At 58.9% G+C, this 24,638-nt stretch carries 22 protein-coding genes; 5 read left to right on the plus strand and 17 right to left on the minus strand.

Annotated features, from left to right (window positions below):
* Positions 1-105 precede the first annotated feature (105 nt).
* The 3 genes from gcvH (at position 106) to gcvT (ending at position 4,660) form a co-directional block, all read left to right on the plus strand.
* Positions 106-486, plus strand: coding sequence for a glycine cleavage system protein GcvH (gene gcvH, locus BM029_RS01510; protein ID WP_170850946.1), 381 nt, complete (start codon positions 106-108; stop codon positions 484-486).
* A 35-nt stretch (positions 487-521) separates the two neighbouring features.
* On the plus strand, positions 522-3,401 hold the full coding sequence (gene gcvP, locus BM029_RS01515) for an aminomethyl-transferring glycine dehydrogenase (RefSeq protein ID WP_371329071.1): 2,880 nt from the start codon (positions 522-524) through the stop codon (positions 3,399-3,401).
* Between the two features lie 128 nt (positions 3,402-3,529).
* Positions 3,530-4,660 carry a glycine cleavage system aminomethyltransferase GcvT gene (gene gcvT, locus BM029_RS01520; protein WP_092431947.1) on the plus strand — a complete coding sequence of 377 codons (1,131 nt, stop codon included), beginning with the start codon at positions 3,530-3,532 and terminating at the stop codon, positions 4,658-4,660.
* 43 nt (positions 4,661-4,703) lie between these two features.
* Here gcvT and BM029_RS01525 read toward each other — a convergent pair whose 3' ends face one another.
* Both BM029_RS01525 and BM029_RS01530 read right to left on the minus strand, forming a co-directional pair.
* Positions 4,704-5,594 carry a TauD/TfdA dioxygenase family protein gene (locus BM029_RS01525; protein WP_092431948.1) on the minus strand — a complete coding sequence of 297 codons (891 nt, stop codon included), beginning with the start codon at positions 5,592-5,594 and terminating at the stop codon, positions 4,704-4,706.
* A 177-nt stretch (positions 5,595-5,771) separates the two neighbouring features.
* Positions 5,772-6,545: a VOC family protein gene (locus tag BM029_RS01530; protein WP_092431950.1), complete on the minus strand. Its 774-nt coding sequence runs from the start codon at positions 6,543-6,545 to the stop codon at positions 5,772-5,774.
* A 118-nt stretch (positions 6,546-6,663) separates the two neighbouring features.
* Between BM029_RS01530 and BM029_RS01535 the strand changes: the two genes are divergently transcribed.
* Complete coding sequence (locus BM029_RS01535; RefSeq protein ID WP_092431952.1) at positions 6,664-7,293, plus strand: class I SAM-dependent methyltransferase; 630 nt, start codon at positions 6,664-6,666, stop codon at positions 7,291-7,293.
* 26 nt (positions 7,294-7,319) lie between these two features.
* Here BM029_RS01535 and BM029_RS01540 read toward each other — a convergent pair whose 3' ends face one another.
* The 4 genes from BM029_RS01540 to BM029_RS01555 form a co-directional block, all read right to left on the minus strand.
* On the minus strand, positions 7,320-8,258 hold the full coding sequence (locus tag BM029_RS01540) for an alpha/beta fold hydrolase (RefSeq protein ID WP_092431954.1): 939 nt from the start codon (positions 8,256-8,258) through the stop codon (positions 7,320-7,322).
* Positions 8,259-8,301: 43 nt separating this feature from the next.
* Positions 8,302-8,427, minus strand: a complete 126-nt coding sequence (locus tag BM029_RS26430) for a hypothetical protein (protein WP_256381596.1) — start codon at positions 8,425-8,427, stop codon at positions 8,302-8,304.
* 74 nt (positions 8,428-8,501) lie between these two features.
* Entirely contained in the window at positions 8,502-9,110 is a 609-nt protein-coding gene (locus BM029_RS01550) for a TetR/AcrR family transcriptional regulator (RefSeq protein ID WP_092432052.1), read from the minus strand.
* Between the two features lie 111 nt (positions 9,111-9,221).
* On the minus strand, positions 9,222-9,662 hold the full coding sequence (locus BM029_RS01555; RefSeq protein ID WP_092431957.1) for a carboxymuconolactone decarboxylase family protein: 441 nt from the start codon (positions 9,660-9,662) through the stop codon (positions 9,222-9,224).
* 225 nt (positions 9,663-9,887) lie between these two features.
* Between BM029_RS01555 and BM029_RS01560 the strand changes: the two genes are divergently transcribed.
* Positions 9,888-11,321 (plus strand): MocR-like pyridoxine biosynthesis transcription factor PdxR, encoded by a 1,434-nt coding sequence (locus BM029_RS01560; RefSeq protein WP_092431959.1) that lies wholly within the window; start codon positions 9,888-9,890, stop codon positions 11,319-11,321.
* Positions 11,322-11,340: 19 nt separating this feature from the next.
* On the opposite strand, the gene BM029_RS01565 is transcribed toward BM029_RS01560, so the two are convergent.
* From BM029_RS01565 to BM029_RS01615, 11 genes are all read right to left on the minus strand, one after another.
* A complete protein-coding gene (locus tag BM029_RS01565) occupies positions 11,341-13,002 on the minus strand; it encodes a rhodanese homology domain-containing protein (RefSeq protein ID WP_092431962.1) in 1,662 nt (553 codons plus the stop codon).
* Positions 12,999-13,607 (minus strand): cysteine dioxygenase family protein, encoded by a 609-nt coding sequence (locus BM029_RS01570; RefSeq protein WP_092431964.1) that lies wholly within the window; start codon positions 13,605-13,607, stop codon positions 12,999-13,001. Before BM029_RS01570 ends, BM029_RS01565 begins: the two co-directional genes overlap by 4 nt.
* Before the next feature lie 100 nt (positions 13,608-13,707).
* Positions 13,708-14,466 (minus strand): COG4705 family protein, encoded by a 759-nt coding sequence (locus BM029_RS01575; RefSeq protein ID WP_092431966.1) that lies wholly within the window; start codon positions 14,464-14,466, stop codon positions 13,708-13,710.
* Positions 14,467-14,502: 36 nt separating this feature from the next.
* The gene (locus tag BM029_RS01580; RefSeq protein WP_092431969.1) at positions 14,503-15,351 is read right to left on the minus strand and encodes a COG4705 family protein; all 849 of its coding nucleotides are present in this window, start codon (positions 15,349-15,351) and stop codon (positions 14,503-14,505) included.
* A 12-nt stretch (positions 15,352-15,363) separates the two neighbouring features.
* Positions 15,364-16,026, minus strand: coding sequence for a phosphoribosyltransferase (locus BM029_RS01585; protein WP_092431971.1), 663 nt, complete (start codon positions 16,024-16,026; stop codon positions 15,364-15,366).
* Between the two features lie 64 nt (positions 16,027-16,090).
* Positions 16,091-17,509, minus strand: a complete 1,419-nt coding sequence (locus BM029_RS01590; protein WP_092431974.1) for a HAMP domain-containing sensor histidine kinase — start codon at positions 17,507-17,509, stop codon at positions 16,091-16,093.
* Entirely contained in the window at positions 17,502-18,182 is a 681-nt protein-coding gene (locus BM029_RS01595) for a winged helix-turn-helix domain-containing protein (RefSeq protein ID WP_092431976.1), read from the minus strand. Before BM029_RS01595 ends, BM029_RS01590 begins: the two co-directional genes overlap by 8 nt.
* An 8-nt stretch (positions 18,183-18,190) precedes the next feature.
* Positions 18,191-19,660 carry an efflux transporter outer membrane subunit gene (locus BM029_RS01600; protein WP_092432054.1) on the minus strand — a complete coding sequence of 490 codons (1,470 nt, stop codon included), beginning with the start codon at positions 19,658-19,660 and terminating at the stop codon, positions 18,191-18,193.
* The gene (locus BM029_RS01605) at positions 19,650-22,835 is read right to left on the minus strand and encodes an efflux RND transporter permease subunit (protein WP_092431978.1); all 3,186 of its coding nucleotides are present in this window, start codon (positions 22,833-22,835) and stop codon (positions 19,650-19,652) included. Before BM029_RS01605 ends, BM029_RS01600 begins: the two co-directional genes overlap by 11 nt.
* Before the next feature lie 14 nt (positions 22,836-22,849).
* The gene (locus BM029_RS01610; protein ID WP_092431980.1) at positions 22,850-24,088 is read right to left on the minus strand and encodes an efflux RND transporter periplasmic adaptor subunit; all 1,239 of its coding nucleotides are present in this window, start codon (positions 24,086-24,088) and stop codon (positions 22,850-22,852) included.
* A gap of 146 nt (positions 24,089-24,234) precedes the next feature.
* Positions 24,235-24,561, minus strand: coding sequence for a CzcE family metal-binding protein (locus tag BM029_RS01615; RefSeq protein WP_092431982.1), 327 nt, complete (start codon positions 24,559-24,561; stop codon positions 24,235-24,237).
* Positions 24,562-24,638: the final 77 nt, after the last annotated feature.

Genomic DNA, 24,638 nt, shown 5'->3' on the forward strand with positions numbered 1-24,638 from the left:
TCGCCATGTCCGATCGTAGCGTAACGCAGTATCATGCAAGACGTTTCGGTCGTAAAATTCGAATTGGTAATTTGAATATCATGGTTTTTTATAAAGGAGATGGGCATGGGTCAGGTGAAATATACCGCAGAGCATGAATGGTTACGCGTTGAGGACGACGGTCTGGTAACGGTCGGCATTACCGATTTCGCACAAGGACATCTGGGCGACCTGGTTTTTGTGCAACTGCCGGAAGTCGACAGCGAAATTGCCAAGGGCGACGAAGCCGCGGTGATTGAATCGGTCAAGGCCGCAAGTGAAATCATGATGCCGGTTGCCGGTAAGGTGGTCGAAGTTAACGCCACGTTGGCCGACGAACCAGGCAAGGTCAATGAAGATCCATTAGGCGCAGGCTGGTTTTTCAAAATGAAAGTCAACGATATTGCTGAGTTGAACAGTTTGATGGATGAAGCGGCTTACGCTGCGATGATCAAAGGCCAGGCCTAAGCCACAAGCTGACGCCGCCATTTACTGTTCACAATATGAAGGATGCACCCATGACACAATCGCGGCCTGCTCTTGAAGATCTGGTACAACATGCCGATTTCATTGAACGCCATATCGGTCCGGATCACACCCAGCAAAAGGCCATGTTGTCGATGCTCGGTTTCGATTCGATCGATGCATTGATACAGAAAGTAGTTCCAGCCGCTATTTTGGAGCGGCAGCCGCTGAAACTCGGCTCCCCGCGCAGCGAAGCGGAAACGCTGGCGGCATTGCGCCAGATTGCCGGCAAGAATCAGTTGTTCAAATCACATATCGGCATGGGATATTACAACTGCCATACGCCGACCGTGATCCTGCGTAATTTGCTGGAAAACCCGGCCTGGTATACCGCCTACACGCCATACCAGCCTGAAATTTCGCAAGGACGGCTGGAGGCGCTGCTGAATTTCCAGACCATGGTGACCGACCTGACCGGCATGGAGATCGCTAACGCGTCCTTGCTGGACGAAGCCACCGCCGCAGCCGAGGCGATGACTTTTTGCCAGCGGCTGTCGAAAAGCAAGAGCAACATCTTTTTCGTTTCGCAAGACTGTTATCCGCAAACCATCGACGTGCTGCGCACCCGCGCCGCGCCGATCGGCGTCGAGGTGGTGGTCGGCGACCATCTTAAAGACCTGGAGCGGCTAGACTGCTTCGGCGTGCTGCTGCAATACCCGACCCTGAACGGCGAGATCAACGACTATGCCGCCACTGCGCGTCTGGCGCATGGCACGCAAGCGTTGGTGGTGGTTGCCGCCGATCTGCTGGCATTGACCCTGCTGACGCCGCCTGGCGAGTTCGGCGCCGATGTGGTGGTGGGCAGCGCCCAGCGCTTCGGCGTACCACTCGGTTATGGCGGTCCGCATGCGGCGTATTTCGCCACGCTGGATGCGCACAAGCGCGTGATGCCGGGGCGATTGGTCGGTGTTTCCATCGACAGCCGCGGCCAACCGGCCTACCGCCTGGCGATGCAAACACGCGAACAGCATATCCGCCGTGAAAAAGCCACCAGCAACGTCTGTACCGCACAAGTATTGCTGGCCAATATCGCCAGCATGTACGCGGTTTACCACGGCCCGCAAGGCTTGAAGACGATCGCACAGCGGGTACACCGGTTGACTGCAATCCTGGCCGAGGGCTTGCGTCTGCTGCGCCATCCGGTGCCAACCGCCAGCTTCTTCGACACCATCACCGTGCATACCGGCGGCCATACCCAGGATATCCACGCGGCTGCGCGCAGCCAGTCGGTCAACCTGCGTCTGATCGACGATGGCAGCGTCGGCATTGCGCTGGATGAAACCAGCACGCGGGCGGATGTGGAAGCGTTGTGGAATATTTTTGCGCTCGGCAAGCCGCTGCCGTCGTTCGATGCACTGGAAGCCGGCGCCGAAGAAAGTATCCCGGCGCCGCTGATGCGCAGCAGCACTTTCCTGACACACCCGGTATTCAACAGCCATCATTCGGAAACCCAGATGCTGCGCTATCTGCGCGCACTGGCAGACAAGGATCTGGCGCTCGACCGCAGCATGATACCGCTCGGCTCCTGCACCATGAAACTCAACGCCACTACCGAGATGATCCCGGTCACCTGGCCGGAGTTCGGCGCGCTGCATCCGTTCGCACCGCTCCACCAGGCCCTGGGTTATCAGCAACTGGTGGCAGACCTGGAAGAAATGCTGTGTGTCTGCACCGGTTACGATGCAGTATCGCTGCAACCCAACGCCGGTTCGCAAGGCGAATATGCCGGCTTGCTGGCGATCCGCGCCTATCACCAGAGCCGGGGCGAGGGCGAACGCAATATCTGCCTGATCCCGAGTTCCGCCCATGGCACCAATCCGGCTACCGCGCACATGGCCGGCATGCAAGTGGTGGTGGTGCAATGCGACGAGCAAGGCAATGTCAATGTCGCCGATCTGCGCACCAAGGCGGATGAGCACGCCAACGATCTGGCGGCTTTGATGATCACTTATCCATCGACTCACGGTGTGTTCGAAGAAGCCATCGGCGAAATCTGCGAAATCGTCCATGCCCATGGCGGCCAGGTGTATATCGACGGCGCCAACATGAATGCGATGGTCGGTTTGTGTGCGCCAGGCAAATTCGGCGGCGACGTGTCGCATCTGAATTTGCACAAGACTTTCTGCATCCCGCATGGCGGCGGCGGACCTGGTGTCGGTCCGATCGGCGTCAAGGCGCATCTGGCGCCTTTCCTGCCAGGTCACCGCATGCTGGAAAAAGGCATTGCGCCGGTCTCCGCAGCGCCTTGGGGCAGTGCCAGCATCCTGCCGATTACCTGGGCATATATCACGCTGATGGGTGCGCAGGGCTTGCGGCAAGCGAGTGAGCTGGCGATCCTGAACGCCAACTACATCATGCATCGGCTGGCGCCGCATTATCCGATCCTGTATAGCGGCAGCGACGGCCTGGTGGCGCACGAGGGAATCATCGACCTGCGGCCGATCAAGGACAAGACCGGGATTACAGTGGACGACGTTGCCAAGCGCCTGATCGATTACGGCTTCCATGCACCTACCATGTCGTTCCCGGTAGCTGGCACTTTGATGATCGAACCGACCGAAAGCGAATCCAAGGAAGAGCTGGATCGTTTCTGCGACGCCATGATCGCGATTCGCGCAGAGATCAGGTCCGTAGAAAATGGCGATATCAAGGCAGAGCAGACGGCGCTGCGGCATGCACCCCATACCGCCCAGGATCTGACCGATGAATGGACGCGTGCGTATTCGCGCGAGCAAGCTGTGTTTCCATTGAAGTCGCTGCGTCAGAACAAGTATTGGCCGCCGGTAGGGCGGATCGATAACGTCTACGGCGACCGCAATCTGGTTTGTTCCTGTCCGCCGATGTCGGATTACGAATAGGTCGAAAATGCACAAGTAGGGTGGGCAAGATTTTTTGCCCACGTGTTACCGAAACACGCGTGACGATGAATTTGGCGTCACGCGTGGGCACAGGTGCCCAACCTGCCAATTGATAAAGGACATTTTTCATGAGTGATATCGGCAATGACGCCCCGACGGCGCGTACACCGCTGTACCAATTGCATCTGGAACTAGGCGCCAAGATGGTACCGTTCGCAGGCTACGAAATGCCGTTGCAATATCCGAGCGGCATTCTCAAGGAACACAATCACACCCGCAGCCAGGCCGGCCTGTTCGATGTATCGCACATGGGGCAATTGCGCCTGAGCGGCGCCGGCGCTGCCGCTGCACTGGAATCGCTGGTGCCGGTCGACATTGTCGATCTGCCCGTGAACCAGCAGCGTTATGCGTTGTTTACCAACCAGCAAGGCGGTATCCTCGACGACCTGATGGTTGCCAATGCCGGCGATCACCTGTTCCTGGTGGTGAATGCGGCCTGTAAGCAGCAAGACACCGCACACCTGCGGGAGCATCTGTCCAGCCTCTGTCAAATCGAAGAATTGAGCGATCGCTCTTTGCTCGCTTTGCAAGGGCCGGCGGCAGCGGCCGTGATGGCGCGTATTGCTCCGGATAGCGCGAAGATGGTTTTCATGCAGACAGCCAAATTTACTTTGGCTGGAAGCGAGTGCTTTGTCAGCCGTTCCGGTTATACCGGCGAAGACGGCTTTGAAATTTCGGTGCCGAATGTCGGAGCTGAAGCCTTGGCGCGGCTGTTGCTGGCGCAGCCGGAGGTGGCGCCTATCGGTCTCGGCGCACGCGATTCGCTGCGGCTGGAGGCCGGATTGTGCCTGTACGGCCACGACATGGATGGCAGCACCACGCCGGTCGAAGCCAGCCTGGGGTGGGCCTTGTCCAAGGTGCGGCGTACCGGCGGCGCTCGCGCCGGCGGTTATCCTGGCGCCGAGGTGATTGCGCGTCAACTTGAACAAGGCGTCGACCGCAAACGGGTCGGCCTGCTGCTCAAGGATCGCATGCCGGCGCGTGAAGGCGCCGAACTGGTCGACGCCGACGGCAAGCAAGTGGGCAAGATCACCAGCGGCGGTTTCGGGCCGACGCTGGGCAGCCCGGTAGCAATGGGTTATGTCGATAGCGCACATGTGCAAATCGGCACATTGCTGCAAGCCATGGTGCGCGGCAAGGGCGTGCCTGTCGAGGTGGTCAAGACGCCATTTACCCCGGCGCGTTATTTCCGCGGCTGAGGGACTTACGGACTGAAGGATAAGCGTCGGTGCCGGTCGACGGTCAGACCGGCACGTCGCCTTCGACGGTGGTGCGATACAGGGTGCGGCGTAAATGCTGAGGCGTGATCGCCGCATAATGTACCGTGCTGCGATTGTCCCAAAACACCATGTCATACGCGCGCCATTGATGGCGGTAGACGTTCTCGGCGCGTATCGTGTGTTCGTGTAAATACCGTAGCAGGGCGTCGCTTTCATCCTTGGGCAAGCCAACGATGTGTGAAGTAAATCCTTCGCTGACAAATAATGCCTTGCGGCCGCTTTCCGGATGTACTCGTATGACCGGGTGCTCGACTTCAGGCACTTCGTCGATCTGATTTTGCGTCAGGTCGGCACGCCAGGGCGACAGTTTTTGCAGGCGACGATAGCGATAGACATAGGAATGCACCGCACGCCGTCCCTCCAGCGCTTGCTTGACATCGGCGGGCAAGGTTTCATAGGCGTTGAACATATTGCCGAACAAGGTATCTCCTTGTTCGGCCGGCAATTCCTGCGCGTGCAGCAAGGAACCCAGGCTAGGTTTTGGCATATACGACAGATCGGAATGCCAGTCGGCGCCGGCATCCACCAGGCCGATCGGCTTGCCATCTTCGATGACATTGGAAACGATCAGGATTTCCGGATGGCCTTGCAGGTGAAAGCGGTTCAATACATGGACTTGCAGCGGCCCGAAGCGGCGGCTGAATGCCACATGCTGTTCCGGCGTGATGCGCTGTTCGCGAAATACCAGCACGTTGTGTCTGACCAGGGCCGCGCGTATGCGGGCCAGATCCTGTACGGATACCGGCAATCGCAAATCGAGGCCCAGGATTTCCGCGCCTAACGGTCCTTCGATAGGGCGGATCTCGAATGACTGGGTGGCGGAAGATGGCGTGAGGGCACTGGCGTTGGGCATGAGAAAGCTCGGAGTGGCTTGGATAACGGAACGGCGCGCCTGTAATGACATCATTGAACAGGGAATGCCGCACTAAAACGACATTACACCTGTTCTCGTATCGTCACTGCAAATAATGGATTCTCATAACCATATGTGTTTTTCAGGGTGACGCCGCAGTGCTATCTGGCTACCGGTCTAGCGCTGCGTCGAGACCAAGGCAAACATGGCGCCTTGCGGATCCAGGCCCTGGACAATCCAGCTGCCGCCGGGAACCTGATGCGGGCCCATGAGGACCTTGCCGCCAGCCTCGTTGATGCGCGTAACAGCGGCATCGATCGCCTCGACATTGATGTAATACAGCCAGCAAGTGACGGGCATTTCCGGCATTTTTGTCATCATGCCGCCGATCGGCGCGCCGCCGGTGGCGAATGTCTGGTAGACGCCCATCGGCCCCATGTCGATCGCTTCGGCCTTGGTCCAGCCGAACAGGGCAGAATAGAAAGCAAATGCGCTTTCCATATCGCCGGCATGCAATTCATGCCAGCCGACATGGCCCGGCGTGCCTGCAACCGGTGGCGCCGGCTGGGCTTCACCATTCCCTTTGAACAGGAAAAATCCTGCGCCGTGTGGATCTGCCGCCACGGCAAAGCGGCCGACTCCCGGAATGTCTTCCGGCGGGCGGCGGATAGTGCCGCCTGCAGCCACGACGCGTCCTGCGTAGTCATCGACATCGCTGACGGCGATATAGCCGTTCCAGCCAGGTTGCGCGCCTTTGGCGCGAGCTTCTTCCGGGAGCTGCATCAGGCCGCCGACCATGATGGTTCCGGCGGACAGTATGGTGTAAGGGGGACCGCCCATGCCGGCATCCTGCATGTTCCAGCCGACTACGCTCTTATAGAAAGACTCGGCGGTCTTGGTGTCGCTGGTCATGAGGTCATACCACACAAATTTTGCTGGACTGGTAGACATTGCGCTTGACTCCTTTGCTTGAATTTGATGCAACAGTAGTTGCGGGTAGACGCGAGAGGTTCATTTCACTGTGCGTTCCGTATTGGATAATTTTGGTCCATGCGCTACAGTACGAGACATGATACTACTGCCTGAAGATCTTGAAAAAATTGCCGCTCTTACCCTGGAGCATTACAACCAACGTGCTGAAGATTTCCGCGAAGGCACCCGCGACCACGACGTCAGCCAGAATATTGCCGCGCTGCTGCGTCATATCAAAGGCACGCCGCCTTTTTCGATCCTGGACGTCGGCTGCGGTCCGGGGCGCGACCTGCGCACATTCAGCAAGCTCGGTCACATTGCTGTCGGCGTTGAAGGTGCGGAGCGTTTCGTCGAGATGGCGCGGGCGGATAGCGGCTGCGAAGTCTGGCACCAGGATTTTCTCAAACTCGATTTTCCGGATGCTCGTTTCGACGGCATTTTCGCCAACGCTGCGCTGTTCCATATCCCCTGCCAGGAACTGCCGCGCGTCTTGCGGCAATTCCATGCAACGCTGAAACCGGATGGCGTATTGTTCAGTTCCAACCCGCGCGGCAGCAACCAGGAAGGCTGGAATAGCGGCCGTTACGGCAGCTACCACGATCTAGCGGCATGGCGCCATTTCATGTCCGATGCCGGCTTCTCCGAGCTGGAGCACTACTATCGGCCAGATGGACTGCCGCGTGAGCAGCAACCATGGCTGGCCAGCGTCTGGCGCAAACAATCATGAAACAGCGAATGGCGACTGAGCGGCGACTAAACGGCTGGAGGTGCAGGTGGTGCTTCCAGCTTGAGAAATTGCCTCGTGGCTTCTATCACGCCTGAGTCTTTCAGCAACCGGCTATGTCCCAGGTTGCGTGTGCTGAGCAGCTGCGCATCAGGCAATTTTTCCATCAGCACCTGAGCTGAGCGAAATGGCACGATGTTGTCGTCGCAATCGTGTATTACCAATGTCGGCGTGCCTATCCGCGGCGCGACGTGGCTGGCGCCCATGCGTTCGAAGAGCATTCCCTCACGTGCTTCGAGATAAGACACCATGTCTGCGCGGACGCTTTCACGGATGCCGAAGGCGAGGGCGTAGTCGCGCGTTGCCTGCAACATGGAAACCGGTGACGAAATCAGCACCAGTTTATCTAGCGCCAACCCCAATCCCAACCCGTTCGCCGCTGCAATATATGCTGCAGCACCGCCCATGGAATGGCCGACCAGCGCCTGAACCCTGCCGAGGCGCGCGGCCGCATACGCCAGCGCCCGGACAAACTGCGGCAACGTGCTGCTCCAGGCCGAACTGCGCCCGTGCCCCGGCTGATCGATAACCACCACGGCCCAACCGGCGGCGCTCAAGGCGTCGGCCAGGGCCGTCATTTGCAAACCCCAGCCCGCCCAGCCATGAGTCATCAGCAGTTGCGGGGCATTCTCCGGCGCCGGCCAGTGATAGAGGGTGATCGAAGCGCGCTCAAAGGGCAACGATTCAACACGTACATTGGGCGGTGCTATCAAACGGCGTGAAGCCAGCTTGCCCGGGATCGGCGTGCAGAACAGGCGGGCGGCGATACGCGGAGTCAGTCCAGGAGCAACGAATTGCGACAGGCGTACGCCCGTCCTTAGCAATTTGAATAGACTGCTGGCCGGAGTTTTACTTGCTACGCGAGCCTTGGTGGCGAGCGGCTGGCTTGGGGCGGGATGCATATCCATGAAAACTTCCCTGTAAGGTATGAAGCTGCTGGTTGAGGTGCGGTCAAAAGAAGATGAAGTCGTCGTTGCAGTCAGGGACGGATTGCCCGGTCAGGCGAATCAAGCGCCATACAGTCAGGATGGCTACGGCAAGGGTAATCAAAGCGATGCAACCGGTAATAATCAACATGGCCGTCCTTTATCGCACACTCGTGCGAAATTTACGTATTAAAAATCACATATCCGATGCAAACATCGCTCTATTTATACGTGATAGTTGAAGCTGCGATAGGTCGAGGTCAGGCGCTCATAGGCGTTGCGGACCCTGTCATGCGCTTTGGGATCTCGCAGGAAACGAGCATCGTGCATCAAGCCGACCATCAGGCTGTAGATTTCGAAGACCAGTTGCTCAGGGTCGGTATCTGGCCGCAAATGACCTTCATCCAGCGCCTGGATGACGGAGCGCCGCAATACTGCACGCCATCGCAATACGTTATGTTGCAGCCGCCCGCGCATCGGGCTGTCAACATCGTCGTATTCAAAAGCGCCCGCGACATAGATACAGCCGGTGACATTGCAGGCGCGTGAAATCCAGTTCATCACCAGCGCGTTGAGACGCGGCAGGCCACGTGGCTGCGACATCGCGGGTTCAAAGACGTCGGCGGCAAAACGCCGGTCGAATTCATTCAGCACCGCTTCGTGCAAGGCTTCACGGGAACCGACGCGCGAGAATACGCCGCTTTTGCTGATGCCTAACCGTTTTGCGACTTCCCCCAGAGAGAGGCTTTCCAGTCCCTGCGTGGCAACCATATTCAATGCCGTATCGACAATGGCTGCCAGGGTGAGTTCGCTTTTTTCGGTATGGGTATCCATGTGCGGCAGTTTAGCACTACCGTGCGAAATGTACAGATTAATTTTTGTACGGCAAAAAAAGACGGCGCCGGCGTATTGGGCGGCGCCATCCTGAGCATCAGACATTGTTTCTTATTCGGTTGGCATCTTGCGGAACCCGACAGCCAGACGATTCCAGCTATTGATGGCGTTGATAGCAAGGCTCAGATTGACCATTTCGGCAGGGTTGAATTGTGCGCTGAGCATGGCGTAGTCGGCATCCGGCGCATGGCTTTGGGCAATCAGCGTGAGTGCTTCGGTCCATGCTAGTGCGGCACGCTCGCGGGCACTAAAGAACGGGGCCTCGCGCCAAGCCGTGACCGCGTACAGGCGGCGTTCGCTTTCACCGGCCTTGCGTGCATCCGCGGTATGCATGTCGATGCAAAATGCGCAGCCGTTGATTTGCGAGGCGCGCAGTTTGATCAGCTCCAGCAGCGATGGCTCCAGGCCCAGTTTGCCGACCGCGCCCTCGAGCGCAATCATGGCTTTCATGGCGTCGGGGGAAGCGGTGTAGAAATCGATACGGTTTTCCAAGTTACTCTCCTTGTGAGGGTTATATGTGAAATGTGAATCATGTGTGAGCTAAGAACCTGCATCATAAGAGCTGGCGACACGGCATTGGATAGCCAATTCGGCAAAAAAACAGGAGACCATTCAGGTTGCAATTGGCACTGGGCCGGCGTGAATGCTAAAACCGCATGGTTTCATCTTGGAAAGCAGGAGCATCTACCTGCATCGCGTATCGTTTTTGGAGCAGTTATGGAATTGCATGTCGTCATCGAAGGCGATAAGGACCTGGCTGGACAGGTCTATCGACAAATCAAGGAAGCCATTCAATCGGGACGGCTGGCGGTCGGCGAGCAGGTGCCGCCATCGCGCTTGCTGGCGCAGCAGTTGCAGGTGTCGCGCAAGACAGTGTCGGAGGCCTACGCGCGCCTGACCATGGATAAATTGCTGGCCGGCCAGGTAGGCACCGGGACCTTCGTTACCGCAGCGACGCAGCCGCAGCCAAGCCCGCGCCGCTTCGCAGCCAAGGATCTGGCGGCTGGCGCCACGCTCAAGAACTGGCTAGGCCGTTCAATGCCGTTGCAGCTGCCGGAACGACGCTCCGCCTACGATTTTTTTGGCGGCGGCGCCGCAAAAAACCATTTTCCCGTGGCCGAATGGCGCCAGTGCATACTGCATGGTCTGCGCAAGAGCCAGGCCGCGCGCGGCTATTATTCGGAACCGCAAGGATTGCCGGTATTGCGCGAATCAATCGCCCGCCATAGTGCCTTTGCCAGAGGGGTGCAGTGCGTGCCGATGGATGTACTGGTCACCAATGGCGCCCAGCAGGCGATTGATTTGGTGGCGCGGGTGCTTATCGAACCCGGTTGCACGGTCGCGGTCGAAGATCCCGGTTATCCGCCGGCTCGGCTGACGTTTGCCAGCCAGGGGGCGCATATCGCCTGCATTCCGGTCGACGCCGAAGGGATGATGGTTGAGCACATACCCGACGATACCCGCCTGATCTATGTCACGCCGGCCCATCAGTTCCCGCTCGGCATGCCGATGAGCCTGGCACGCCGCAAAGCGCTGTTGAAACGCGCCGGTGAACTTGGCGCGATTATCATCGAAGACGACTACGATAGCGAATTCCGCTATGAAGGGCGGCCCACCGATTCTTTGCAAAGCATGGATAGCGAAGGCCTGGTGGCCTTTGTCGGCACCTTTTCGAAAGTGATGCAGCCGGAACTGCGTATCGGTTACCTGATTGCGCCGCCCGCGATACGGGAGGCCGTGACCGTCGCCAAGCACTTGTGCGACTGGCACGCGCCAACCATGATGCAATGGGCGCTGGCCAAGTTCATCGACGACGGTTACTTGCAAAAGCATATCCGGCGTTGCCACGCGATGTACGCCAGCCGCCGCGAAAAATTGTTGTCGCGCCTGAATACCGATCTGGCGCCGTGGCTGCAGCCGATAGCGGCAACCGCGGGCTTCCATCTGACGGCGCTGGTGAGCGAGGAAGTCGACATGCACCAGTTGTTGCAACTGGCGCGTAGGGTCGATGTCGGTTTATATGGGATCGATGTGTTTTATCATGAAATGCCTCCGGTGCCGGGACTGTTCTTCGGCTATGGCGCGATCGAAACACTGGATATCGAGCCGGCACTGGATCGGGTCAAGGCGATCCTGACGGAGATCGCTTAAGCAGCCAAGGCTCGGCCGTTCAGATGACAAAAAATCCGTGGCTGCCGTCAGCGGCGAGTTGCGCCACCAAGCCGTATTCCCAGTCCAGATACGCCTGCATGGCGGCAACCGGATTGTCGGTGCCTTCGTAAGGGCGTCGATAACGGTCGATGCGGGGCGAGGCCATTGCGGTTTCGCCTGCTTCCAACGGTAATCCGGCAGCAATCCAGGCCGCGGTCCCGCCTTCGAGTACAAACACTGGCTGGCTTGTAAGTTGTCGGACATCTCCGGCCGCGTAGCCGGCCAGCAGGCTGCTGCCGCAAGTCAGCACGTAGCGTTTGGCTGTAGCGGTCTGTTGCAATATCGCAGCCAATTGCGAGCGTAGTGCGAAGCGGGCGCCGGTGGTATGCCGCTTGACGTAGTTGGCGCTGCTGGTGAAATCGAGCAGCACGGTGTCCTGCTTATCTGATGCATCTGACGCATCTGACGTACCTTGCAGCCATTGCCACAGCTGTTGCGCTGTTACCGATTCGTACGGCGGCGCAGGCGGCAAAACTTGCGCGGGATTGCCTGTCTCGCTGAAATTTTCAGAGCGCAAACCATCCAGTACGTGGACCTCCCAGCCCATATGCGCCAACCACGACGCTGTCATGTTGGCACGCACGCCATCATCGTCCACCAGCACGATACGGGCGCCGCGCACCGGCGCCACGTGGTCGGTTTCCTGCACCAGCTGGCCGCCCGGGGCCGAACTGAAACCGGGCAGGTGGCCGGCGGCATATTCTTCCGGGGCGCGTACATCCAGCCGATACGTGGTGCGGCCGGGTTCGCACTGCCATCGAGCCAAAGCCGCCAGGTCGGCACGTCCAACCTTGGCGCGATCGGCAACCTGCCTGCCCGCCGCGACGGCCTGCGCACGATGTTCATTGCCGGCCGGATCTTGAGGATGATCTGAGTAGCGTCGGGTCTTACCTTGTTCCAGATGTTGTCCGGCCAGAGTCCATCCTATGGTGCCGTTGCGCAAGGCGCTGACGGGATTCGGAATGCCCGCATTGATTAGCGACTGGCTGCCAATGATACTGCGCGTACGTCCGGCGCAATTGACGATGACCCGGGTTTCCGGGCGCGGCGCCAGCGCGCGTACACGCAACACCAGCTCGGCGCCGGGCACGCTGATACCGCCTGGAATGCTCATCGTGTTGTATTCTTCAAACCGGCGCGCATCGAGCACCACCACATCGGCGTCGGCATCGAGCAAAGCCTTGACCTCGGGCGCCGATAGCGACGGTGTGTGGCGTTTCGATTCCACCAGTTCGCCGAACGCTTTGCTGGGGGCATTGACGTCGCGGAAAATTTCGCCACCGGCGTCGCGCCAGCCTTGCAGGCCGCCGGCCAGTAAATGCACTGTGCCGTACCCGAGCTTGCGCAGGCGTTGCGCCGCGGTCAGCGCTAAACCTTCGCCGTCGTCGTACACCACGATGCTGATGTCGCGACGCGGAATGCGTGCATAAGCTTCCAGCTCGATACGTCCCAGCGGCAGGTTGGCGGCAAATAGCGGGTGGGCCTCGGCGAACGGCGCTTCCTCGCGCACATCCAGCAATGCCAGTTCCTTGCGTTCTAGCAGCGCGGCATGAATCTGCTGGAATGTACGTGTAGTAAAAGCTGAGCCGGTGCCGCGGGTAGTGTCGACGGCGATGGTCATGAGGTCTTCAATTCTTTGGAACGGTCCCAGATATTCGGCAAATGGGTGTTGGAGTAACCGGAGATAAAGGTTTTGCTGGCGCCGTCTTCGGTATACACCGAGCGTTGTACCGCGCCTATGTTGGCGCCATACACATGGATGCTGATCGAGGCACTGTCGGCAAACGCATTGCGCACCTTATGGATGTCGCCGACGCTCGGCGATACTGCCTCGACCGTGCCCGGCGTCAACTTGAGCTCTGCGCCGTCCACCTGCAATCGGCCGTCGGCTGTGTGCTTATAGGCTTGCGCAAACTCGGCGCCGCGCAGCATGCCGATCAAGCCCCATACCGTATGGTCGTGAATCGGCGTTGCCTGGCCCGGGCCCCAGACAAAGCTTACGATGGAAAAGCGTTCGGCTGAATCGGCATGCAGCAGATATTGCTGATAGCGCTCTGGCTGCGCCTGGGCGTAGGCAGCCGGCAGCCAGTCGTCAATTGCGACCAGTTGCTGTAGCAAGGCGCCGCCGTCGCGCAGGATCTGCGCTTCCGACGGCTTGCGCTCTAGCAGTGCAGCGAACGCGGTCACAAAGCTGCGGAGCCGGTCGGAATTTTGTGCAGGAGGCATGTGTTTTCTGGTCAGGTCGATTGCTGCGCAAACGGTCCGGTTTGATGGGAACTGGTTCCATCAAACCGGACCTCTACAGCAATTCTAACGCCTCCCGCCGTCAATGACCTTGTGTAGCGGGCTTTTGCCGGAAAAACAATATGCAGGTCAGGATGAATGCGAACAGCGCGGCAGATGCAGAATAGCGGCTTAGCGCCATGCCGCCGGCGTTCAGCGGTTTATCCAGGAAATCGCCGACGACAGCGCCAAGCGGGCGGGTCAGAATGAATGCGGCCCAGAATAACGCGGTGCGCGATATGGCGGTCCGGTAATAGGCAACAACCAGTACTGCCAGCAGGGAGCCGAAAACCAGCGCGGCGCCGGTATAGCCAAGGCCGGCGGTATCAGCCGTCCAGTCGCCCAGTGCGGTACCCAAGGTTTGGGAAAACATGATGGTCAGCCAATAGAACATTTCGGCCTTGGGCGAGTTGACGGTGTCGACCGAGATCGAACCGAGCGAACGATACCAGATTGCCAAAGAGCCGATCAACAAGATGAACAACAGCGTACTTCCGCCGGCATAGCCGATGCCAAGCGAACGGTCTGCGAAATCGGCCAGGGTGGTCCCGACTGTCGTGGTGGCAATGATGGTTGCCCAATACAGAGCCGGATGAAATTTCTTCGCTTTGATCTGGGCAAACACGGCGACCAGAAAGATCGCGGCGAAAATGACGGTCGCCACGAGGTAACCGAGGTTCATCGACATGGACACGGCGTCGCCACCGGTTTCGCCCAGTGTCGTAGCGGCTATCTTGATTACCCAGAAGATCAAAGTTACTTCTGGAACCTTGCTCAAACGATGTGCGGTTGTCGAATTCATGTGAGTTCCTTTGCCAGTGTTAAATCTGCTGCCGATTCAAGCTTGCTGCTCCAGGCGCTTGGGAGCGACCGAGAGATAAATTACCATGCCTACAATCATCGCCAGAAAAACGATGCTGGTTTCGATGGTCCCTAGTCCAAGACCGCCATTGCTTGCGGGCTGCGACAAAAGGTCGCCGCATGAGGCGCCGAAAGGGCGCGTCAGCACATAGGCGATCCAGAAACAAGCTACTGCGTCGGCCTTGAAAACATGGCGACAAACCGCGACGGCGGCGATCAGACCACCAAACAACAGGGCGGAATTGGCGTAGCCGAGGTTCAAACCCTCCGCCATCCAGTCGCCGGCTGCGGTACCCAGGGCGAAAGTGAATAGGATCGCGACCCAGTAAAACAGTTCACGCTTGAAACTGTCTATTGCTTGAATGGAAAGAGTCTTTTCCTGTGCATACCAAATGGTAAACGTGGCTGTCAGGGCGACGCTGAACAGGGCAGTCGATGCTGCCAGCGGTACTGCCAGGTGGTCGCTCAGGTTGTCGGTAATCAGGGTGCCGAATACACTGACGAAAACAATCGTAACCCAGTAGAGCGAGGGTACATAGCGCCGGGCGCGCATCTGGAAAAAAAGCGCTATGGCGAACAGCATGCCCATCAGCGCGGTGGTAACGGTCAAGCCGAAATGCAGATTGGCATTGAGGAAATCAGCGGCTGTCTCGCCGACCGTGGTGGACATCATCTTGATGATCCAGAACAGCACGGTGATTTGCGGCACCTTGTTCAGCCATTGTCTTGCGGATATGTCGGACGATGTGTTCACGGCAGCCTCGGAAGCGGATGGATAAAATGAAACGCTGCCGACAGTCTGGATACCGAAACTTAGCTCAGCCATAGCATGGTATTTCTACATTGCCAAGTCCCCACCGTTGCGGTTCCGGGAGAGTATCTTGATCACTTCGTCATCTTCGACCTGCGGATAGTGTCGATAGAATTGCTGAACCGCAAAGAAATTTGTGGAGGAATGGAGGCAGCACACTTTGTCGGCTAACGGCCTGATTTGTTCGAGGCTCTCGGATGCCGCCACCGGCACCGCGCAGATCAGCTCGGCGGGGTTTTTTTTCCGAATTGCATGTAACGCGGCGATCATGGTAGCCCCGGTCGCCACTCCGTCGTCAACGATAATGGCAGTACGATCAGAGGGGGAAATCGCCTGCCTGAACGGTGTAAATCGCATGCGACGTTGTCTCAGCGCCTGGAGTTGCCGCGATTTTTCTTCTTCCAGATAGTTTTTAGTTTCACCAAACTCTTCGGAAAAAGGAAGCGTATAAGTCCAGCCTGATTCGTCGATGGCGCCGATTGCGCGCTCCGGATTCAAGGGCGCGCCGAGTTTATGCACCAATACGATATCAAGTTCTCCAAGCAGCAAATCGGCTACCACTTTTCCCATGGGGACTGCGCCGCGGGGGATGGCAAGTATCAATGGCTGGCGCCCCTTGTATTCAAGTAAATGAAAAGCAAGGATTTCCGCCGCTTCTATCCGATTTGCAAAAATATGCGGTCTGTCCATTTTTCATCCAATACATGGGCTTTATCCCAATTAAAGAATATGAAAAATATTGGGAAAATGCCAGTTATGCATGTCGTGCAGGATCGGCCTGCGCGGCCCTCGCGGCGCCGCTGATCGAGGCGGTCGAGGGCAGGAGGGTGAGTGCCACCGTCAGGCCGGGGTGATTGTCGGTCAATGTGAGGATGCCGCCTTGCAGCTTGGCGACGGCAGCTACCAGACTCAGCCCCAATCCCACTCCAGGCGTACCGCGGCTGGTGTCGCCTCGATAGAAGCGTTCAAGCACTTTCGGCTTTTCGGCGTCGGCGATGCCGGGGCCGTCGTCCGAAACTGCGATCCGGATTGTGCCATCCGGGCAGCGCGAGGTCTCGACGCTGATTTTGCCGTTGTCTTGTGCATACTTGAGCGCATTGTCGACAAGATTTGCAATTGCCTGCGCAATCAGTAGCGGATCGCCGGGTATTACCAGTGGCCCTGACGATACAACGGACAGCGCACGTCCTTGCAACTCTGCCAACGGCTGATAGAATTCCGCCACTTCGCTTGCTACATTGGCTACATCGACTTCGACGAAACCTGCACGGCGCGCGCCACTATCGATTTCCGCCAGCCGCAACAGGGCGTTGAAGATATCAATGACACGGTCGACATCGCCTATGGCGCTGTCGATCTCATTGAAGGTCTGCTCCGGGCCAGGCCGGGTCAATGCCAATTCTTCCAGGCGCGCGCGCAGTTCCGCCAACGGCGTACGCAAGTCATGTGCAATCGCGTTGGAGACATTGCGGACGCCGCCAATCAATTGCTCGATCTGGTCCAGCATGCGGTTTTCTGTCTCGACCAGGGTATTGAGCTCATTCTCGCCGCCGTAGGCCGGTAGCCGGTGTGAAAAATCTCCTTGCATGATGGCCGACGCCGCCAGGTTGATGTCGCCGACCTTGGACAGGAGGGTGCGGCGAATCAGCCGGCCTCCCGCCACGCCCAGCAACAGAATGATGCCGATGGCGGATAGCAGGCCATACAGGAATAGATTCTCCAGCCGGCGATATTTGGCTACATCGTTTGCGACCAGCAGGTGATAGCCGCCAGGCAGTTCGGTGTGCAACAGGCTGACACGGATCGAGCGGCCGGCGACGTCGATCGCGACGGTCTGCGGTCCTGGCAGATCGGTGACTTCGCGCGGCCACACCGGCAGGTTGCCGGCCAGGCGCGTGAGGGAGGCGTCCGCCAGCAGCACAAGATCTTGCGCGCCGGCCGGCTGTGTTCCGACTTGCACGTTGATGGCGGATGTCAGCGCAGCCACGCCTTGCATGTTGAAAACGTTGACCAGCCTGTGCGTATCGGATTGCAGCAGGCGGGCGCGGTCTTCTTCCACCGTTTCATGCCAGGTATACCAGAGCGGCGATGCGAAAAATGCCAGCGCTGCCAGGCTCGCTGCGACAAAGCTGAACGCCACGGAGCGCGCCGAAAAGCGCAAAGAATTAATCATCGGCGGTAAGCATGTAGCCGGCGTTGCGGATAGTGCGCAGCAGCAGCCGTTCGGTACCGGCGTCGATTTTCTGGCGCAGCTTGCTGACGTGGACGTCGACGACATTGGTCTGCGGATCGAAACGATAATCCCACACGTTTTCCAGCAACATGGTGCGCGTCACTACCTGGTTCGCATGGCGCATCAGGTATTCGAGCAGCTTGAATTCGCGCGGCTGCAGTGCAACCGTCTTGCCGGCACGTGTCACCTTGTGCGAAAGCAGATCCATGGACAGGTCATCGACGGTCAGTGTTGTCTCGGAGCGCGTGTCTTGCGAGCGGCGCAGCAATGCATCGAGCCGCGCCAGCAGTTCGCCGAAGGCAAACGGCTTGACCAGGTAGTCGTCGCCACCGCTTTTGAGGCCGCGGATCCGGTCATCAACCTCGGAAAGGGCGCTCAAGATCAGGATCGGGGTCTTGTTGCCGGTAGCGCGCAACGCTTCGATGATGGCCAGGCCATCGATGCCGCCTGGCAGCATGCGGTCCATGATGATGGCGTCGTAGGGCTCGCTGGCGGCAAGGAACATGCCGTCGCGGCCGTTATCGGCGTGATCGGCCGTATGCCCGGATTCGCTCAGTCCCTTCTTCAGGAACAGAGCTACGCGCTCGTTGTCTTCGACGATCAAGAGTTTCATGGCGGCTATTATCCTGCTTTTAGCGTCGGACTGTCGGCGCTCCTTGCTGTATCACCCGTGTGCTGCAGCCAGCCGCCGCCCAGCGCGCGGTACAGGTCGACCAGGCTGGTCAAACGATTCAGGCGCGCTGTGATCAGGGCTTGCTGCGCGGCGTAGAGGTCGGTTTGTGCGGTCAGCACATTCAGGTAGCTGTCGCTGCCATTAGTGTAAAGCATGTTTGCCAGCTCGAATCGGCGCTGCTGGGCTGCCGTATACCGTTGCTGCGCCGCCAGTTGGTCGTCATAGGTGCCGCGTGCCGCCAGGCCGTCCGCTACTTCGCGGAAAGCGGTCTGGACGGTTTTTTCGTACTGCGCGATGCCGATATCCTTTTGGATCCGCGCCACATCCAGGTTGGCCTGGTTGGCGCCGGCATTGAATATCGGCAAGGTCAGCGACGGGATGAAGGACCAGGCGCTGGAGCCGGCCGCAAACAATCCGCCCAGGGTTGCGCTGGCCGTGCCCAAGTTGCCAGTCAATGCGATGCGCGGGAAAAATGCGGCACGGGCGGCGCCGATGTTTGCATTTTCCGAACGCAAGATGGCCTCTGCCTGCAAGACGTCTGGACGCCGTTGCAGCAAATCTGAAGGCAGCCCGGCGGGGATGTCCGCCAGGATCGGCTGGGCGTCCAGCGTGACTGCTTGCGGCAGGTCGCGCGGTAAAGGCTGGCCGACCAGGAGCACCAAGGCGTTTTCGGCTTGCGCCCGCAAGCGGAGCTGGGCTGAGTAATTGACCTGGGCCTGTTCGACAGTGGTTTGCGATAGTCGCAAATCCAGTTCCGACGCGGTGCCTGTATCGAACTGCAATTTCACGATCTTGTACGACGCCTGCGCGGTCTGCAGGGTGCCCTGGGTCAACGCCAGCTGTTCGTCGTAAGCCAGGGTACTGAGATATTGATCGGCGACTTGGGAAACCAATAATATTTCCGCAGCCTGGCGTGTGTGGGCGCTGGCCAGATACTGTTCCAGAGCAGCGTTCGACAAGCTGCGCAAGCGGCCGAAGAAATCGATTTCCCATGAGGCGGACAGACCTACCGAATAATCATGAGAGATTGTGGGGTTGTGACTGGATGAGACGCTCGCCGGCGTGCCCGAATCCGAGCCACCGGCATTGCCGCTAATCTGCGGGAACAGCGACGCGCGCTGGATCTGGTATTGGGCCCGGACTTTTTCAACGTTCAGCACCGCGACGCGCAAGTCCCGGTTGTTCTGCAGCGCCAGCTCGACCAGCCGTTGCAGGCCCGGATCAGGAAAGAAGTTACGCCAGCCGATATCCGCCGCCGGCAAGGTTGTGCTGCCTGGTTTGGCAGCAGGATCCTGATAGGCCGGGCCGGCAGGGAAGGTGCCGGCCACCGGCAGTGTCGGGCGTTGGTATACCGGTTGCAGCGAGCAGCCGGCGATGAAAGTCAGCAAAACTGCGCCGGTGGCATATTTATATAACATCATTGTAATGTCCTTTAGGACTTGGATCAGCCGCAATTTGCGCAAGCGCTGCCGGTGCAACGATAGGCGCCGCCTTCTTCTTGCCCAGCTTGTTGGCGACCACGACATAAAACATCGGAATCATGAAAGTCGCGACGAAGGTTGCGGCCAAGGTGCCGCCGATAACCCCGGTGCCGATGGCGTTCTGGCTGGCCGAACCGGCGCCATTCGCCAGTGCCAGCGGCAACACGCCCAGCACGAATGCCATAGAGGTCATGACGATCGGCCGCATCCGCATGTGCGCCGCTTCAATCGCTGCCTGCAGCGCAGTGCGACCTTCGGTCTGGAGTTCCCTGGCAAATTCGACAATCAGGATCGCGTTCTTGGCCGACAGGCCGATCGTGGTCAGCAGGCCGACCTGGAAGTAGACGTCGTTGGACAAGCCCATGAATGACGTTGCGCAGAGCGCACCAAGGATGCCAAGCGGCACTACCATGATCACCGAAACAGGAATCGACCAACTCTCGTACAAGGCGGCCAGGCTCAGGAACACTACCAGGATCGACAAGCCATACAGCAAAGGCGCTTGCGAGCTCGACTGCGCTTGCTGTTTTGAGGTGCCGGTCCATTCGCAGCCGATGCCGGCGGGTAGTTGCTTGACCAGTTTTTCCATCGCGGCCATGGCCTGCCCGGAACTTTGGCCCGGCGCCGACTGCCCCTGGATCTCCATCGCTTCGACGCCGTTATAACGTTGCAGCTGCGGCGGACCATAGGTCCATTCCACCGTGCCGAAGGCGGAAAGCGGCACCATGGCTCCGCTGTTGCTGCGCACATACAGCTGTTGCATATCCTCTGGTTTCATGCGGTAAGGAGCGTCGGCTTGTACGTACACTTTCTTGATGCGGTTGTCGGTATCGAGAAAATTGTTGACGTAGCGCGAGCCCCAGGCAATCGAGAAGGTCTGGTCGATGTCGGCAGCGCTGACGCCAAGGGCCGCGGCTTTTTCGCGGTCGATATTGACCTTGACGGTTGGATTGTCAGCCTCGCCGGTAAAACGTACCTGGGACAGCGCCGGATCCTTTTTCGCCATGGCCAGCAGCTGGTCGCGGGCTTTGGCGAGGGCGTCATGGCCGAGGCCACCGCGATCCTCCAGCTCGAAATCGAAACCGGCCGCGCTGCCCAGGCCGCGAATCGGCGGCGGGCTGCTGGCGAAAATATCGGCTTCCTTGTTCGCGGCGAAATGCTTGTCGATGCGGTCGGAGAGCGCCTTGGCGGTCAGTTCAGGTTTGTTGCGCTGTGACCAGTCCTTGAGACGGACGAACAGCTGGCCCTGATTCTGGCCGCGGCCGGCGTTGTTGTTGCCGTTCACGATGAAAGTGGCGTCGACCATGGCCGCTTCATCTTTCAGTAGATAGTGGCTGATTTCATCCAGCACCAGGCCGGTGCGCGCCTGGGTGGCGCCAGGCGGCGTCTGCACCTGGACGAAGATGAAACCCTGATCCTCGTTCGGCAAGAAGGAGGCCGGCAGGCGCACGAACATCACGCCGACAACGATCAGCGCCGCGCCATAGATCAGTAGCCAGCGTCCGGACCGGGCGGCAACGTGACGCACGCCCTTGACATACTGGTCACGACCTTTGTCGAAATTGCGGTTGAACCAGCCAAATCCGCCTTTTTTCTCGCTATGGTCTTCGCTGGGCCGCTTGAGGATAGTGGCGCACAAGGCCGGAGTGAGCGACAGCGCGACAAATACCGATAGCAGCATCGAGGCGACGATGGTGAGGGAAAACTGGCGGTAGATGCCACCCACCGTGCCGCTGGAGAATGCCACCGGCACAAATACCGCGCACAGCACCATCGCCACGCCGATCAGCGCGCTGCTGATCTGGCTCATCGCCTTGCGGGTCGCTTCAAGCGGCGGCAAGCCATCCTCGTGCATCACCCGCTCGACGTTTTCCACCACCACGATGGCATCATCCACCAGCAAGCCGATCGCCAGCACCAGGCCGAACATCGACAAGGTATTGATCGAGAAACCCAGCGCCGACATTACACCGAAGGTTCCTAGCAGCACCACTGGCACCGTGATCGAAGGAATCAGCGTGGCGCGCACGTTTTGCAAGAACAGGTACATCACCAGGAACACCAGCACGATCCCTTCCAGCAGGGTTTTGATGACTTCCTCTATCGATATCTTGACGAAAGGTGTGACGTCGTTTGGATAGACCACTTTCAGCCCGGGAGGGAAATACGGCTCCAGCTCCTTGATGCGCGCCTTGATCGCATCGGCCGTGACCAGCGCGTTGCCGCCGGGCGCCAGCTGGATGCCGATGCCGGATGCGGCCTCGCCGTTATATTTATTGTCAATATTAAAACTCTCCGCGCCGAGGTTGATGCGTGTAACGTCGCTCAGGCGCACCTGCGAACCGTCCGGCAGCACTTTGAGTAAAACATCACCAAAATCCTTGGTGGTGCGCAGCAGGGTGGATTCCGTGATGGTGGCGCTCAGTTGCTGATTCTGCACTGCCGGCGTGCCGCCCAGCTGGCCGCCGGAAATCTGCACATTCTGGGCTTGCAAGGCGGCAGTAACGTCGAGCGGAGTGAGTGCATAACTGTTGAGCTTGCTCGGGTCGAGCCAGATCCGCATCGCATACTGGGTGCCGAAAACGTTCATGTTGCCCACACCGTTGATGCGGCTGATCGGATCCTGGATATTCGACACCACATAATTGGCGATGTCGAATTTGTTCATGCTGTTGTCGGCAGAGACAAAGCCGATCACCATCAGGAATGCGTTGCTCGATTTGGTGACCCGCACGCCGGACTGCTGCACTTGCGCCGGCAACAGCGGTACTGCCAGCTGCAGCTTGTTTTGCACTTGCACCTGGGCGATGTCTGGATTGGTGCCGGCAGCGAATGTCATGGTGGTGGTCGACTGGCCTGTATCGTCGCTGTTGGACGACATGTAAAGCAAGTTGTCGATACCGTTCATCTGCTGTTCGATTACCTGAACCACGGTGTTTTGCATGGTCGTCGCGGAAGCACCCGGGTAGCTGGTGCTGATCTGGACCGTAGGCGGGGCGACGGGGGGGAACTGCTCGATCGGCAGTGAAAAAATAGAGATTCCTCCCGCTAGCATGATCAGGATGGCGAGGACGATCGCAAAGATCGGCCGGTCGATGAAGAATTTTGCCATTGCTCGGTCCGCCTTTATTTAGCTGCAGCGATGGTCGGCCCGGGCAGGGAGGATTGCGGCCGTGGCGGGATTGCGGCTGCAGCCAGTTTTCCCGCCGTCAGCCGGCTCTGATCCGGTCCCTCGGACGCACGCACCAGCATGCCGGGCTGCACTTTCTGGACGCCGCTGACGATGATTCTGTCACCGTCGTTCAAGCCGCCGGTGACTACCCATTGATTGTCGAAGGTGTTCTGCGCTTGGATCGTCCGTTGCGCAACCCTGTTGTCGGGGCCGACCACCAGCGTGGTCGCCTGTCCTTTGGCGTTATGGGTAACGCCGGGGATGGGCAGGAGAAACGCCTTGTCGTTCACGCCTTGCTCAATGCGGGCGCGCACGAACATGCCCGGCAGCAGGACATATTTGGGATTGGGGAAGAGCGCGCGCACGGTGACAGAACCGGTGCTCGGATCGACCGTGACGCCGTTGAACTGCAGCGTGCCGGTCAGCGGATATTGGCTGCCGTCCTCCAGCGTCAGCGCCACCTTGACCTGGCCGGCGCCGCTCGGCGTCAGCTGGCCGCTGGCGATATCGCGCCGCAGTTGCAGGCCGGCGACGCTGGACTGGTTGAGGTCGACGTAGATGGGGTCGATTTGCTGAACGGTGGTCAGCAACGTGGCAGCGCTACCTTGTACATACGCGCCCTGCGTAACTTGCGAAATGCTGCTGCGGCCGCTAATCGGTGCGACTACCTTGGTGTATCGCAGGTTGATGCTGGCGATGGCGACCGCAGCCTTGGCAGCGGCGACGTCGGCGGCGGCCTGGCCTTGGGCGGCGACAGCGTTGTCGTAGGCTTGTTTGCTGATGGCATTGCCACCGATAAGAATTTTGTAACGCTCAGCCTGCGAACTGGTCGCGGCCAGATTTGCCTCAGCCTTATGCTGGGTTGCCTGCGCGCTGTTCAAGGCGGCGCGATATGGGGCAGGATCTATCTGGTACAACGCTTGGTTGGCCTTGACGTCAGCGCCTTCCTGGAAGCTGCGTTTTTGTACGATGCCGTCAACCCGGGCACGCACCTGTGCAACCAGGTAGGCGGAAGTGCGTCCGGGAAGTTCCATAGCGACCGGGACACTGGTCCGGTGCGCCGTGACGACGCTGACTTCCGGTGGCGCCGACTGCGCAGCCGCTGGTTTCTTCGGACTGCATCCCGCGAGTGCCAGGATAGTCAGCGCGGACGCGAGACCGGCATAATATCGATCTGTTGCGGGTGTAAGCATGATTCCAACCCCATTTACTTTGTCATGTCTTGATACGGAAAGCCGCCGGGGCCGGATGAGCGCGGAAGGGCAGGCCGTATCGAAACCACAGCACTGCCTTTGATCCGCACGGTACTGCCGCGATCAGATGTTTTAGCCGCTTGGCCTTAGCCGTTGTAGAGAGGGTTAGGTGAGACATAGACCGTCACCGGATGGTCAAGCAGGCCCGATGGCGCGACGCGGTTCAATTCAAACGACTTGGCAGGGCCGTTGAAACTCCACGAGAATGTACCGCCGCCGGCATTGAACTGAACCGCCTGGCCGCCTTGCACGTTGACGTATTTGGTGTCGGGCGTGATGGTGATGACGCGGCTGGTTGCCGCCGGGGCAGCAGTTTCCCCCAGCAGACTGTGATTGCTTGCAGCCATGGACGATGCGGCCGAGACGGAGAGTGCCAGGGCAAGAAGGGTTGGGATTAAGAATTTCGAACTCATGATGTGCTCCTGTAAAAAGAAGGAATGGTGTCGCCCGCAGTTTTATGAAGAGCGGCAGAGACACTTTGCATGAGCGT

Origin of the sequence: Collimonas sp. OK607, assembly GCF_900111995.1 — a bacterium.
In the GTDB taxonomy this organism is placed as follows: domain Bacteria; phylum Pseudomonadota; class Gammaproteobacteria; order Burkholderiales; family Burkholderiaceae_D; genus Collimonas.

What these genes read in the sequence shown, in the direction of transcription:
- gcvH (WP_170850946.1), top strand. Translation starts at nt 106, where the DNA reads ATGGGTCAGGTGAAATATACCGCAGAGCATGAATGGTTACGCGTTGAG.
- gcvP (WP_371329071.1), top strand. Translation starts at nt 522, where the DNA reads ATGAAGGATGCACCCATGACACAATCGCGGCCTGCTCTTGAAGATCTG.
- gcvT (WP_092431947.1), top strand. Translation starts at nt 3,530, where the DNA reads ATGAGTGATATCGGCAATGACGCCCCGACGGCGCGTACACCGCTGTAC.
- BM029_RS01525 (WP_092431948.1), bottom strand. Translation starts at nt 5,594, where the DNA reads ATGCCCAACGCCAGTGCCCTCACGCCATCTTCCGCCACCCAGTCATTC.
- BM029_RS01530 (WP_092431950.1), bottom strand. Translation starts at nt 6,545, where the DNA reads ATGTCTACCAGTCCAGCAAAATTTGTGTGGTATGACCTCATGACCAGC.
- BM029_RS01535 (WP_092431952.1), top strand. Translation starts at nt 6,664, where the DNA reads ATGATACTACTGCCTGAAGATCTTGAAAAAATTGCCGCTCTTACCCTG.
- BM029_RS01540 (WP_092431954.1), bottom strand. Translation starts at nt 8,258, where the DNA reads ATGGATATGCATCCCGCCCCAAGCCAGCCGCTCGCCACCAAGGCTCGC.
- BM029_RS26430 (WP_256381596.1), bottom strand. Translation starts at nt 8,427, where the DNA reads ATGTTGATTATTACCGGTTGCATCGCTTTGATTACCCTTGCCGTAGCC.
- BM029_RS01550 (WP_092432052.1), bottom strand. Translation starts at nt 9,110, where the DNA reads ATGGATACCCATACCGAAAAAAGCGAACTCACCCTGGCAGCCATTGTC.
- BM029_RS01560 (WP_092431959.1), top strand. Translation starts at nt 9,888, where the DNA reads ATGGAATTGCATGTCGTCATCGAAGGCGATAAGGACCTGGCTGGACAG.
- BM029_RS01565 (WP_092431962.1), bottom strand. Translation starts at nt 13,002, where the DNA reads ATGACCATCGCCGTCGACACTACCCGCGGCACCGGCTCAGCTTTTACT.
- BM029_RS01570 (WP_092431964.1), bottom strand. Translation starts at nt 13,607, where the DNA reads ATGCCTCCTGCACAAAATTCCGACCGGCTCCGCAGCTTTGTGACCGCG.
- BM029_RS01575 (WP_092431966.1), bottom strand. Translation starts at nt 14,466, where the DNA reads ATGAATTCGACAACCGCACATCGTTTGAGCAAGGTTCCAGAAGTAACT.
- BM029_RS01580 (WP_092431969.1), bottom strand. Translation starts at nt 15,351, where the DNA reads ATGGCTGAGCTAAGTTTCGGTATCCAGACTGTCGGCAGCGTTTCATTT.
- BM029_RS01585 (WP_092431971.1), bottom strand. Translation starts at nt 16,026, where the DNA reads ATGGACAGACCGCATATTTTTGCAAATCGGATAGAAGCGGCGGAAATC.
- BM029_RS01590 (WP_092431974.1), bottom strand. Translation starts at nt 17,509, where the DNA reads ATGATTAATTCTTTGCGCTTTTCGGCGCGCTCCGTGGCGTTCAGCTTT.
- BM029_RS01595 (WP_092431976.1), bottom strand. Translation starts at nt 18,182, where the DNA reads ATGAAACTCTTGATCGTCGAAGACAACGAGCGCGTAGCTCTGTTCCTG.
- BM029_RS01600 (WP_092432054.1), bottom strand. Translation starts at nt 19,660, where the DNA reads ATGTTATATAAATATGCCACCGGCGCAGTTTTGCTGACTTTCATCGCC.
- BM029_RS01605 (WP_092431978.1), bottom strand. Translation starts at nt 22,835, where the DNA reads ATGGCAAAATTCTTCATCGACCGGCCGATCTTTGCGATCGTCCTCGCC.
- BM029_RS01610 (WP_092431980.1), bottom strand. Translation starts at nt 24,088, where the DNA reads ATGCTTACACCCGCAACAGATCGATATTATGCCGGTCTCGCGTCCGCG.
- BM029_RS01615 (WP_092431982.1), bottom strand. Translation starts at nt 24,561, where the DNA reads ATGAGTTCGAAATTCTTAATCCCAACCCTTCTTGCCCTGGCACTCTCC.